The sequence below is a fragment of the Atopomonas hussainii genome, assembly GCF_900109735.1.
Lineage (GTDB): Bacteria > Pseudomonadota > Gammaproteobacteria > Pseudomonadales > Pseudomonadaceae > Atopomonas > Atopomonas hussainii.
Window position 1 is genome coordinate 208687 of the sequence record NZ_FOAS01000006.1, and the last position, 12655, is coordinate 221341.

The window sequence follows — 12655 nt, forward strand, 5'->3', positions numbered from 1 at the left end:
CTCAGATCACAATCAGGTCGGCCTGTAGGGCACCGGCCTGCTTCAGCGCTTCGAGAATGGCCATCAAGTCGCTGGGGGCAGCGCCGACCAAATTCACCGCGCGCACAATTTCGTCCAGCGTGGTGCCGGGGCCGAACTTGAACATCGGCTTGGCCTCTTCATCCACACCCACCCGCGAGCGCGGCACTACGGCGGTTTGCCCGCCTGATAAGGCATCCGGCTGACTCACCAAGGGGTCTTCGGTGATGGTGACGGTCAGGCTGCCGTGGGTGACGGCGGCTGGCGAGACGCGCACGTTCTGGCCGATCACTATGGTGCCGGTACGCGAGTTAATAATGACTTTGGCCATGGCTTGGCCGGGCTCGACTTCGAGATTTTCCAGAATCGACAGGTAATCAACCCGCTGACCGGGGTCACGCGGCGCGCTGACGCGAATCGAAGTAGCGTCCAGCGCCTGTGCCACGCCCGGGCCTAGCAATTCGTTAATCCGATCGACGATGCGCTTGGCGGTGGTGAAGTCGGCACGATTAAGGTTCAGCGTCAGGCTATCGCCTTGGGCAAATGGGCTGGGCACGGCGCGCTCTACCGTGGCACCGGCAGGAATGCGCCCGGCTGAAGGGATATTGGCGGTGATGCGCGAGCCATCGGCGCCGCTGGCATCGAAGCCGCCGACCACTAAATTACCCTGCGCGATGGCGTAGACATTGCCGTCGATCCCTTTAAGCGGGGTCATCAGCAGACTGCCGCCACGCAGGCTCTTGGCGTTACCAATCGAGGAAATCGTCACATCGATGGTCTGCCCCGGCTTGGCAAAGGCCGGCAGCTCAGCATGAATCGACACCGCCGCGACGTTTTTCAGCTGCGCGTTGCCGCCGGTGGGCACCTTAATGCCGAACTGCGCCAGCATGTTGTTAAAGGTTTGCAGGGTAAACGGCGTCTGCGTGGTTTGGTCGCCGGTGCCGTTTAAGCCCACCACTAAGCCGTAACCAATCAACTGGTTACTGCGCACGCCTTGGATGCTCGCCAAGTCTTTTAGGCGCTCAGCCTGCACGCTGGGCACGAGGCTCAGCGACAACAACACGGTGCACAGAAAACGCCACATGAGCATGTCCTCAGAACGGCCACAGCGGGCTTAGGAAGAAACGGTCCAGCCAACCCGGCTGGCTGGCATTGGCAAACGCGCCGGTGCCGGAATAGGTGATGCGCGCATCGGCCACGCGGGTCGAGGGCACAGTGTTGTCTTGCGCGATGTCATCGGCACGCACTAGGCCTTGAATACGGATCAGCTCATCGCCGGTGTTCAGCGTTAGCCACTTCTCGCCGCGTATCGCCAGCACGCCATTGGGCATCACATCGGCCACGGTCACCGTGATCGAGCCAGTCAGGCTGTTGCTCTGCCCTGCAGCACTCTCGCCCTCGAAAGCACGCGTACCGGTATAACTGCTGTTAAGCCCCAAGCGGTCGTTTTCCGCGCCCAAAAAACCTAAGCCTGAGAGCGGGTTTTTCGGCGCTACCGTCATACCTAAAATGGTCGGCACGCCAATGTTGGTGGTGCTTTTCTTGTCGATTTCCGAGTCGGCTTTTTTGCTGGCGGCCATTTTTTCATTCAAGGTGATGGTGATGATGTCGCCCACGCGATAGGCCTTACGGTCGTCGTACAAGTTCATGCCAAAACCGGCTTGATAAATAGCGCCGTTATTCACCTCCGGCGCCACCGGCGTGCGTGGTAGCACAGGCGCCCACGCAGGATCATCAGGCTTAGGTGGCGGGCTTACGCAGCCAGCCAGCGAGGCAATCAGAGCAATAACAACAAGTACACGGTTCATGGCCTTCACCTACTCGTTACGCCTTACAGGTTCTGACTGATGTAAGCCAGCATCTGGTCGGAGGTGGAGATCACCTTGGAGTTCATCTCGTAGGCGCGCTGGGTGGTGATCATGTTCACCAACTCTTCCACCACGCTGACGTTGGAGTTTTCCAAGGTGTTTTGCAGAATCTGCCCCAAGCCATTTAGGCCGGGGGTGTTGGGCTGCGGCGCGCCGCTGGCAGCGGTTTCTAAAAACAGGTTATTGCCGTAGGCCTGCAAACCGGCCGGGTTAATAAAGTCGGCGGTTTGAATATTGCCGATCACCTGCGGTGTGGGGTTGCCGAATGTGGTGACCGACACAGTGCCGTCTTCACCCACGGTAAAGGTTTGCACTTCTGGCGGCACGACAATGGCCGGCTCCAGCGAGAAGCCTTGCGAGGTGACCAGCTGGCCGTCGGAGCTCAAATGAAAACTACCGTCGCGGCTGTAACCCAAGGTGCCGTCAGGCAACAGAATCTGAAAGAAACCGCGGCCGTTAATCGCCAGATCCAGCGGCTGCTCAGTGGTTTGCAAGCTGCCGGTGGTGAACACCTTTTGCGTGCCGGTCACGCGCACACCGGTACCGAGCTGCAAGCCGGAGGGCAACTGGCTGTCTTGGCTAGACTGGCCGCCGGGCTGACGACGGATCTGGTAGATCAAGTCTTCAAACTCGGCGCGATCACGCTTAAAGCCGGTGGTCGAGACGTTAGCCAGGTTGTTGGCGATGGTGTTTAAGTTGATGTCTTGCGCTTGCAGACCTGTCTTACTCACCCACAGTGCCGGAATCATGTTGAACTCCTTGCGGCGACGTTTTTCTGTCAGCCGAATTGGTTAATTAGCTAATCTGCAAGACCCGTTCCATCGAACGTGCGTTGTCTTCGGCGGTGCGCATCATCTTCACGTTCAGCTCGAACTGACGTGACAGCGAGAGGATCGAGGTCATCTCCTCCACCGCATTCACATTGCTGCTTTCTAAGAAGCCGGACGTCATGCGCACCGCGCCGTCGGCGAGCAGTTCGCCACCTTCTTTAAGGCGCATCAGGCCATCGGGGCCTTTTTCCAGCTGGTCGTCTTCGGGCATCACCAACTTGATGCGCTCGACTTCCGACACCACGCTGGGTGCTTCGCCAGCGCCACGAATGCTGATGGTGCCGTCTAAACCGATCTCGACTTTCTGCTCCGGCGGCAACGCCACCGGGCCGGCATTGCCCATCACCGGCAAACCATCGCCGGTGCGCAGCATGCCCACGGCATCGATGATCATGCTGGCGGTGCGCACGTAAGCCTCGCTGCCATCCGGCGCCTGCACGGCCACCCAGCCTTTGCCGCTGATGGCAATGTCCAGATCGCGTCCGGTTTCTTGCAAGCTGCCGGGCTGTAAATCGGTGCCGGGGCGCTCGCTCATGCTCATCACGCGGCTGGGGTAGCCGGGGCCAAATACCTGCATGGCGCGCGCTTGCTCGAAGTCGCGACGAAACCCTGAGGTATTTACGTTGGCCAAGTTATTGGCATGGGCACGTTGTGCCAGGGTGTTTTGCTGGGCGCCGGTCATGGCTACATAGAGCATTCGGTCCACGGCTTGTCCTCCTCGTCAGCCCACGGGCTGGAATCACGTACAAGGAGTAGAGCAAGGCCTATGCCAATGCCGAAATATTTCGCAACGTGCTGATTTATATGGATTTATTTCAAGGAATGACGCCAGCACAGGCAGTCACAGCGAGAAAGGCGGCAGGCGTCTGCCGCAAGCGGCAAGCCGTTTCAGGCGAGATAAATAGAGCAGAGAAAACGCCCTAGGCACTGAATAACCCAGCACCTAGGGCGATTGTGGCTTAACGAATGTTAATCAGCGTTTGGGTGACGGTGTCTTCGGTCTGGATGGTTTTGGCGTTGGCCTGATAGTTACGCTGGGCGACGATCAGGTTGACCAGCTCATCCGACAGCTCGACGTTAGATTGCTCCAACGCACCAGACTGCAAAGCACCCAAGGTGCCGGTACGCGGAGTGCCCTCTACAGCGGGGCCAGAACTAAACGACTCGGCCCAAGCAGTTTTACCAATCGGCGTTAAGCCCTGCACGTTGGCAAAACTGGCCAAGATGACCTGCCCTTGCACGCGCGACTGACCGTTGGTGTAACGGGCAAACACAATGCCGGTGTCGTCAATTTCAAGCCCCGACAACTCACCGGTGGTGTAGCCATCTTGCACCACACGGTTGACCGCAAACGCCGCCGCATACTGACTGCTATTGCGGATATCGAAGTTAAAGGTCAGCGGCGTAGCCGCACCGTTAGTCAGCGGCGCGTTAATGCCAATGATGCCGGCCGCCACACCCGCCGAGGCATTGGCTGAAAGCGGTGTCGTTGCCGTGATCGCACCAGAGGATGAGTACTGCGTGGTAAACATCGGCACCTGCGGCGCGGTGTCGTGCAGCGCCGTGCCATCCAACGTCATGTACACATCCCAGGTATTGGTGGTGCCCGGCTGCAGCACGTAGTACTGCGACAACACGTGGGAGTTACCTAAACTGTCGTACACATTAACGGACGTCGCCGAGTTATAGGTTTGCGGGTTGGTCGGGTCAAACACCGCGCGCGCTGCGGCTAAACCGGCCGCACCACCACCAGCGGTGGTGTACGCATCGTTATACAAGGTGGGCACCGTGCTGGCGGCATTCAGGTTCATACCTTGCGTAACGCCTGTGGTCGCTCGCGGCGCTTGGCTGGCGGTATCCACGCGCAAGTCGGTACGCACGCCGTTGATCACGTTGCCGTTGGCGTCGGCCCCGTAGCCCTGTAAGCGATAACCGAAGTTATTCACCATGTAGCCTTCGCGGTCGGTACCAAAATAACCAGCGCGGGTGTAGGTGACCTCACCGTTGTTGCTGGTGACAAAGAAGCCGTTGCCGTTAATCGCTAAATCAAGGCTGTTCTGAGTGAAGTTAATGTTGCCTTGGTTAAACAGCTGCGACACATCCGAGAGCAACACGCCACTGCCCTTAGGAATGCTACCGCTGCCCGTGGTGGACGCCGCATACACATCGGCGAACTCGGCCCGCGACTGTTTAAAACCCACGGTGCCGGCGTTAGCGATGTTGTTACCGGTTACGTTGAGGTCACTGGAAGCAGCGCGAATACCGCTTAAACCTGTATTAAATGCCATGGTTCTATCCTCTTACTGCCCGATCACTGACCGATCACTTGTACTTTTGACAACGGCACTAAGCCGATGCCCGCCAGATTCAACTGCATCTCACCGCCGTTCTGCCCCAAGGTGACGCTATCAACGTTGGCCGGCAGGTAGGTCTGCAAGGCATAGGGCTCGCCTTCGATATACGCCTCGGCCTCGAAGCGGTATTTGCCGGGCGGCAGCTTATTGCCGCTGCTATCCATGCCGTCCCACATAAAGCTGACTTGGCCAGCTTGCTGGGCACCTAAGTTGACTCGGTTCACCACTGAGCCTGCGCTGTCGTAAATATTCACGTAGGCATTGGGGCTGTAGTACGGCAGGTTCATCGAGCCCTTAAAGGTGTTCTGCGTGTCTACTTGCGCCGTGGTGGCCGGCACGATCACCGAGCGCCCCACCAGACTGGAAGCCTGTAGCGCCTGCGATGAGTTGAAACTGCCGAGCATGCTGGTCATGGTCTTGTTGAGGTTTTCGATCCCCTCAAGACTGCTGAACTGCGCTAACTGGGCGATAAATTCGCCGTTTTCCTGCGGCGACAGCGGGTCTTGGTTATTCAGCTGGGTGACCAGCAATTCCAAGAACTCGTTCTTGCCCAGATCGCCGCCTTTTTGTTCACGCTGCTGAATCGCAAACTGATCGAGCACTGAACTGGTGGCATTTACCGATGTCATGGCCGGCTCCTTACTGACCCAATGTCAGCACACGCTGCATCATGCTTTTGGCGGTGTTCATCATTTCCGCACTGGTCTGAAAACTGCGGCTGGCGGAGATCATGTTGGCCATCTCTTCCACCACATTCACATTCGGGTAATACACGTAGCCTTGTTCGTCGGCCGCTGGGTGATTGGGCTCGTAGCGCGGCATCAAAGACTCGTCGGACTCCACCACACCCAGCACCTGCACGCCGCGCCCGGCTTGCTCGTCGCGGGCAAACAGCGACTGCGAGCCGCCGTTTAACGCCTCTTGCATCTGCACGGCAAACACCGGGTGGCGCGCGCGGTAGGTTTCGTCGCGATTGCTGCTCACCGACTCGGCGTTGGCGATGTTGCTGGCGGTGGTGTTTAAGCGCACGGTCTGCGCGCTCATGGCGCTACCGGCAATATTGAAGACGCTGGACAGGCTCATGGCTTAACTCCTTACTCGCCGCGCAGGGCGCTGATCAGCCCTTTGAACTTACTGTTTAAAAAGGTAAAGCTGGCTTGAAAATCCACCGCGTTTTGCGCGTAGGCCGCTTGCTCCACGTGCACATCCACACTGGTGTCATCCACCGAGGCGCCCAACGGGTTGCGGTAGCGCAAGGCGCCTTCGCCGGTGGGCAGGCTTTCTACGCTTAAGTGCCGCGCGTTGGTGGTCTGCATGGCAAAACCCGGTTGACTGCGCTTGGCGGCTTGCTCGGCCAGCACGGCCGAGAACTCCAGATCACGGGCACGGAAATGCGGGGTGTCGGCGTTGGCCAAGTTGTTGGCCAATACACCAGCACGCTGCGAGCGGAAAGACAGTGCCTGCTGATGAATACCAAGGGCCTTGTCGAAAGAAATGCTCATTGCCGTCATCCTGTTGCCGCAAGGGCTAAGTCGCTGTTAGCAATGATTTAGCAACCACCGTGCCACAAATATTTATGCTTATTTTTCAATCTGTTAGCTGAAATGCATAGCCATTTATGCGGCAAAGCGGCAAGGCCTTTCCGCCCTCGGCAAGGCTTGGGTGGCAAGGATTGCGGTAAAGCATTGCCGCTCAAGGCCGATGACACTACATTGCCAGTACTTCCCTAATAGACCGCACGGCATGGCCTACAAGCGCATTCCCAAAGACGCCGTTATCCAAGGCATGTACATCCACGAACTGTGTGGCGCGTGGATGGATCACCCGTTTTGGAAGCCGCGTTTTCTGCTTGATAACCCGCGCGACTTAAAACGCCTGCGCGGCAGTGCACTAAAAAGCGTGGTGATCGACACCCGCAAAGGGCTCGATCTCGAAGACGACGACCTCGAACTACCACCGCTACCCGAGCCATTACCACGCGCGATAAATGGCAAACCCGAAGCGCCGAAAGTAATCGAGTTTGCCGACGAGCAAGACCGCGCCATGCGCCTGTGCAGCTTTGCCAAAAGCGTGCTGCAAGAAAACTTCAACCTGGCCCGCGCTGGGCAGCCCTTAGATAAAGCCCTGCTGGATGAGCTATCCACCGGCATTTGCGCCTCGCTCGACCGCCATCCGCATGCGCTAATCAGCCTTACCCGCCTGCGCCGCGCCGATGAATACGCCCAGCTGCATGCCTTGGGCGTGAGCGCCTTAATGGTGTTGGTAGCCAAGCGGTTAGGCCTGCCAGAAGCCCTGTGGGAACGCATTGCGCTGGCCGGACTACTGCACGATTTGGGCGAAACCCTGATGCCAGCCAAGCTGCTTAACAGCCCCGGCGAATTGAGCCGTATCGACAGCCTGATGCTGCAAGAGCACACCGCCCGTGGTGCAGAACTGCTCGCCCAACTGGGCATCGACGACCCAGTTTTGCAAGACGTTTGCCTGCACCACCACGAACAAATGGACGGCGGCGGCTACCCCGAACACTTAAGCGGCGAACGCATCAGCCTGCTGCCACGCCTGTGCCATGTGTGTGATGTGTACGACGCCTTAACCTGCGACCGGCCGTATAAAAACGGCTGCTCACCAGCCAGCGCCCTCACGCAAATGGCCAAATTCGCCGGTCACTTTGACGAGAAAATGTTTAACGCGCTGGTTAAAGCCATGGGCGTGTACCCCACCGGCTCGCTGGTCAAACTCAGCAGCGGGCGCTTAGCCGTGGTGCTGGAGCAACATAACGACTCGCTGCTCACACCCAAGGTGAAAGTGTTTTTCTCCAGCACCAACCGCACCGCGGTGCCGCAAGAAATCATCGACTTAAGCCGTGGCAACAACCCAGAGAAAATCATCAGCCGCGAAACGCCCGAAGACTGGGGTTTTCCGCATTTTGATGAACTGTGGAGTGGTGCAAGAAAGGGGCGGATTTCGCTGTTTGGTTAGGCCTACTCTTCACCCGTCATACGCAGTGATTGAGCCGTGTAGCCCTTAAATCTAGCGCTCCAGCAAATCGCGCTCACGATCAAAAGTAATAAAGTACTTATTCACGCTGCTGACATAGCTCACGTTGCCCATGCCGAGCTGCTCCATGGCCACGCGCTCGACATGGAAGAACCAGCGATCCGGGTTCAACCCACGCCTACGCGCCTCAGCCCGTAAGCCCTGTAAGCGGTGCGGCCCCATATTGTAGGCGGCCAACATAAAGGCCAAGCGCTCATGCTCGGGTATCTTCGAGCTTTGAAAAAACTCTTTGCGCAACTTGGCTAAATACTTAGCACCGGCCAAGGCGCTGCCCTGTGCGCTGGCGTAGTCGCCCACACCCACCGCTCGCGCGGCCGCTGGCGTGACCTGCATTAAGCCCGTCGCCCCGCCTTGCCCACGGGCCGCCGGGTTAAGGCTCGACTCTTTATAGGCCACCGCCGCCAGCGCTAACCAATCGATGCCGGTGGCTTTTTCCGCCGCCTGTAATGCCGGCTGCACCTTGGCCAAACGCGCCCGGTCGTTACGCCCCAAGGGATAATGCACGCGGTATAGACGCTGATATACCTGCTTAAACGCCGCATCCTGTTGCGCGCTGGGCTGATAGTCGCGCAAAAAGCGGTCGATCTGGCCCTGCAACGCCGTGGCACTGTCGGGGGTAATCCACACCATATTGTGCGTGCCCGGCAGACTTAACCCGGTATCGATACGCAGCTTTTTCAGTACGCCCTGCCAGCGCTCGGCAATCGGCTGCTCAACCCAGGTGTGGGCAAGAATGCCGGCGTGCACCAGCTCCAGCACATCTTCCACCGCCAGCGATGGATCGGCTTGATCGAGCAACACAGGGTCAAGGCCCTGCTCTTGCAGCGAGCGGTTGAGGCGCTCGACGCCAGCCACCGCGACACTGCCACGCGGCAAGGTCATCACCTTGCCGGCCAGTTGTTCCAGACGCTGATAACGCCGCGTGGTGTAGTGGCTGACCAACACCATCGGCACTTGAATTTTGTACGGTCGACTGGGGCGCAATTCATCCGGCAGCTTGCGCAAGTCCATTAGCTCGCCAGGGGCAAGCAGATCGCCACGGTGCTGCTGCAAGGCTTTGACCAGCTCATCTTTGGGCAAGGGAATCAGCCGCAGGCGCACCTGTTTATGCGCAGGCTGGCCGCTGTTTAAAAAGGCGACAAAGGCTTCCGCACGTTGGCTTTCCACCCCAATGGTTTGCCCACGCACTTTGCCCGAGCTGTTGCGGCTTTGGTTAACCAGCACGCGCAATTCGCCGCTCTGGCGAATACTGGCCAAATCACGAAACTGCCACTGACTATTGCGTTGCCACGGATCGAACGGCTCGACCACCCGCGCCTGCGCAGGCCATGCCACGATTACCGCCAGCAACAGGCCCAACCATGCCCGCATGCGCTCATCCACGTTGCGATTATTCACCCGCCACGCACAGACACCTATGCGCGACGCAAGTTCAGCCAGCGTGAGCCTATGTGCCAGCCGGTTCACGGCGTTTGCCGTGCTAAGCTGCCGCACTTTTTAAGCCCACTTCCCTGCCGGAGCGCACCATGCACCTGATCGACATCGGCGTCAATCTTAGCCACAGCCAGTTTCATGGCCGCGAAGCCGAGATGCTTGAACAGGCCATAGCCGCCGGGGTTAAACAGTGGGTACTCACCGGCACCAGCCTTGCCGAAAGCCAAGCCGTGCTCACGCTGGCCGAACAACTCGACCCACACGGCCAGCACTTGGTCTGCACCGCCGGCATTCACCCGCACGATGCCAAAGACTGGCACAGCAGCACCTTAAGTGACCTTCACGCTTTGCATAGCAACGCACGTGTCACCGCGGTAGGCGAATGCGGGCTGGACTTTAACCGCGACTTCTCGCCGCGCCCGCAGCAAGAAAGCGCCCTGCACGCCCAGCTAGAACTTGCCTGCCAATTGAACAAGCCGGTGTTTTTGCACGAGCGCGACGCCAGCGAGCGCCTGCTCGGCATTCTGCGCGAATACCGCGACAGCCTGCCCGCCGCCGTGGTGCATTGCTTTACCGGCGAAAAAACCGCGCTGTATGCCTATCTCGACCTCGACCTGCACATCGGCATCACCGGCTGGATTTGCGACGAACGCCGTGGCCTGCACCTGCAAACACTGGTTAAGGACATCCCCGCCGGGCGCCTGTTGCTGGAAACCGACGCCCCCTACTTGCTGCCACGCAGCCTGCGCCCTAAGCCGAAGTCCAACCGTAACGAGCCGCGCTACCTCACGTGGATTGCCAGCGAAGTCGCCCGCCTGCGTGGCGAAAGCCTTGAGCAGCTCAGCGCGCACACCACACAAGCGGCGCAAAGCTTGTTCCGCTTACCGGCGCTGTAAGCACTACCCAACGCCCGTCCCAGGCTGTGTGAAAACGTCGCGAGCGCAAGCTAGGCAAGGCAAAAAGAGGCGAAAAAGCGCAGTTTACGTGCGGTAAATGAGCATTTTGAGCCTGTTTTTAACGCTGCGTAGCCAAGCGCAGTAGTTTTCACACTGCCTGCTCCGAAGGTCTAAAGGCGCGTGACTATACGGTCATGCTTAACTGCCTGCGCCAATTATTGCGCTGCTCGCAGCGCGTTTATCGATCGAGGAGAACAACAAGATGCAACGATCCCCCTTGGCACGTGCCGTGGCCCTAGGCCTTGCCGGCGCAGGCTTACTGTTACCCACCGTGAGCCACGCCGACTTTATTGACGACAGCAAAGCCAGCCTGCAACTGCGCAATTTTTACTTTAACCGTGACTTCCGCGATGTCGCCCCCACCGCGCAATCCAAACGCGAAGAATGGGCGCAAGGTTTTATCCTCAAAGCCGAATCCGGCTTTACCGAAGGCACCGTGGGCTTTGGTGTCGATGTCTACGCCGGCCTTGGGGTGAAGCTCAGCAGCAGCGACGACCGCGCTGGCTCCAACCTGCTGCCCAGCAGCTTTGGCGATGAAGGCCCGAGCAGCTACTCCGAAGCCACCGGCGCGGTGAAAGCCAAACTGTCGAAAACCGAGCTGCGTATTGGCGGTTTAATGCCCAAGCTGCCCATCGTCGCCTCCGGCGACTCGCGCCTGCTGCCGCAATACTTTAATGGCGGCCAATTAAGCTCGCTGGAGATCGAAGGCCTGAGCCTCAACGGCGGCCAGCTGCGCGAAGTGAACTTCCGTGACTCCACCAACATGGAAGACATCCGCGCCAGCAACTACAAAACCAGCAAAGGCAGCGACCGCTACAACTTCGCCGGCGGCGACTACGCCATCACCGGCAATACCAAAGTCGGCGCTTGGTATGGCGAGCTGGAAGATATCTACGACCAAAAGCTGCTTAACCTGATCCACAACCAACCCATTGGCGACTGGACACTGGCCGCCAACCTCGCGTGGTTCGACTCCAGCGACAACGGCAATCAACTCGGCGGCAAAATCGACAACCAACTGACTTCAGTGAACTTAAGCGCCGCCACCGGCGCGCATAAATTCACCCTCGGCTATCAAGACAGCGACGGCGATAACCCCTTCCCCTTCCTGCAAGAAACCGATCCGTACATCGTCAACTACATCCAGATTCTGGATTTCACCCGCGCCGACGAACAATCGTGGCAAGCGCGTTACGACATTAACTTTGCCGACTACGGCGTACCGGGTCTAACCGCCTTCGCCCGCTATGTGACAGGCGATAACTTCTCAACCGCCAAACACCAAAACGCCCAAGAATGGGAACGCGATATTGATATCAGCTATGTGATTCAAGAAGGCACTTTTAAGAATCTCGGTTTCCGTTGGCGCAATGCCATGGTGCGCTCGGATGCTGCGGGGGATTTGGATGAGAACCGTTTGATTGTTAGCTATACCATTCCGCTGTTGTAAGCGACTCAATGAACAACGCCGCACTGAAAGAACGGTGCGGCGTTTTTTATTTAGATGACTTCTAAGTCACCGAGCCAAACAACGTCGCCAAGCTAGTTACTGAGCATACCGAAGCTTTTTGTTCCGCCCACCCGGGCGGCGCACTTTTGTCTTGGCAAAAGTACGCAAAACCGCTCGCCCCACTATCCGATCCAGATGCGCTGGATACCTTCGCTCCGGCAGGCTTTCATGGGGCCACGGCGAAGGGCTATCCCCAGCCCATCGCTGCTTGCGCCGCATCCCTGCGGCTTACCCCACTACAGCCAGCCTGCACTCAGCCGGATAAAAGGGGCAGTTGGTGCAAATCGCACCATCAGTGATGGCTTCGCTAAGTATTTTTTGTAGCTCAACCTGCAAACCGCCAAGCCATCGACTTGCACTAATGCCCCCTTCAGCAGGCCGAGTGGAAGGTTTCTGGAAGAGGTTAAGCGGCAGGGATGCCGCGCAAAGCCCGATGGGCCATGGATGGCCCTTCGGGCTGGGCCTCTGGACGACTGCATGGATGCAGGAGTTAGGGCGACGCAGGATGCCAAAGCCGAAGAAGCCTGGAGCGAGGGAACCCGGCGCAGCCGGGCCAATGGCGGGGGCCTGTTTCTTGTGCTTACTATTCTTTCGCAAAGAATAGTAAGTCGCCGGGAGGCGAAATCAG

General features: G+C 58.4%; 12 protein-coding genes. 3 read left to right on the plus strand and 9 right to left on the minus strand.

Annotation, left to right across the window (positions count from 1 at the left end; all coding sequences use genetic code 11):
* Position 1: 1 nt before the first annotated feature.
* The 8 genes from BMX80_RS07750 to flgB all read right to left on the minus strand — a co-directional run bounded on the left by BMX80_RS07750 (position 2) and on the right by flgB (position 6572).
* On the minus strand, positions 2-1102 hold the full coding sequence (locus tag BMX80_RS07750) for a flagellar basal body P-ring protein FlgI (protein WP_407922782.1): 1101 nt from the start codon (positions 1100-1102) through the stop codon (positions 2-4).
* Between the two features lie 10 nt (positions 1103-1112).
* Positions 1113-1826, minus strand: coding sequence for a flagellar basal body L-ring protein FlgH (gene flgH, locus BMX80_RS07755; protein WP_074867013.1), 714 nt, complete (start codon positions 1824-1826; stop codon positions 1113-1115).
* Between the two features lie 23 nt (positions 1827-1849).
* Positions 1850-2635, minus strand: a complete 786-nt coding sequence (flgG, locus tag BMX80_RS07760; protein ID WP_074867015.1) for a flagellar basal-body rod protein FlgG — start codon at positions 2633-2635, stop codon at positions 1850-1852.
* 46 nt (positions 2636-2681) lie between these two features.
* A complete protein-coding gene (locus BMX80_RS07765) occupies positions 2682-3422 on the minus strand; it encodes a flagellar basal body rod protein FlgF (RefSeq protein ID WP_071870437.1) in 741 nt (246 codons plus the stop codon).
* A 253-nt stretch (positions 3423-3675) separates the two neighbouring features.
* Positions 3676-5004 carry a flagellar hook protein FlgE gene (gene flgE / locus BMX80_RS07770; protein WP_074867017.1) on the minus strand — a complete coding sequence of 443 codons (1329 nt, stop codon included), beginning with the start codon at positions 5002-5004 and terminating at the stop codon, positions 3676-3678.
* 23 nt (positions 5005-5027) lie between these two features.
* Positions 5028-5699: a flagellar hook assembly protein FlgD gene (flgD, locus tag BMX80_RS07775; RefSeq protein ID WP_074867019.1), complete on the minus strand. Its 672-nt coding sequence runs from the start codon at positions 5697-5699 to the stop codon at positions 5028-5030.
* Between the two features lie 10 nt (positions 5700-5709).
* Positions 5710-6153 (minus strand): flagellar basal body rod protein FlgC, encoded by a 444-nt coding sequence (gene flgC, locus BMX80_RS07780; protein ID WP_074867022.1) that lies wholly within the window; start codon positions 6151-6153, stop codon positions 5710-5712.
* 11 nt (positions 6154-6164) lie between these two features.
* Positions 6165-6572 carry a flagellar basal body rod protein FlgB gene (gene flgB, locus BMX80_RS07785; RefSeq protein ID WP_074867024.1) on the minus strand — a complete coding sequence of 136 codons (408 nt, stop codon included), beginning with the start codon at positions 6570-6572 and terminating at the stop codon, positions 6165-6167.
* A 241-nt stretch (positions 6573-6813) separates the two neighbouring features.
* Here flgB and BMX80_RS07790 point away from each other — a divergent pair, with 241 nt between their 5' ends.
* Positions 6814-8049: an HD-GYP domain-containing protein gene (locus BMX80_RS07790; RefSeq protein WP_074867026.1), complete on the plus strand. Its 1236-nt coding sequence runs from the start codon at positions 6814-6816 to the stop codon at positions 8047-8049.
* Between the two features lie 51 nt (positions 8050-8100).
* On the opposite strand, the gene BMX80_RS07795 is transcribed toward BMX80_RS07790, so the two are convergent.
* Entirely contained in the window at positions 8101-9498 is a 1398-nt protein-coding gene (locus tag BMX80_RS07795; RefSeq protein WP_074867027.1) for an MltF family protein, read from the minus strand.
* Between the two features lie 155 nt (positions 9499-9653).
* Between BMX80_RS07795 and BMX80_RS07800 the strand changes: the two genes are divergently transcribed.
* Both BMX80_RS07800 and BMX80_RS07805 read left to right on the plus strand, forming a co-directional pair.
* Positions 9654-10457 (plus strand): TatD family hydrolase, encoded by an 804-nt coding sequence (locus tag BMX80_RS07800; protein WP_074867029.1) that lies wholly within the window; start codon positions 9654-9656, stop codon positions 10455-10457.
* Positions 10458-10719: 262 nt separating this feature from the next.
* Positions 10720-11967 (plus strand): OprD family porin, encoded by a 1248-nt coding sequence (locus tag BMX80_RS07805; protein ID WP_074867031.1) that lies wholly within the window; start codon positions 10720-10722, stop codon positions 11965-11967.
* Positions 11968-12655 lie beyond the last annotated feature (688 nt).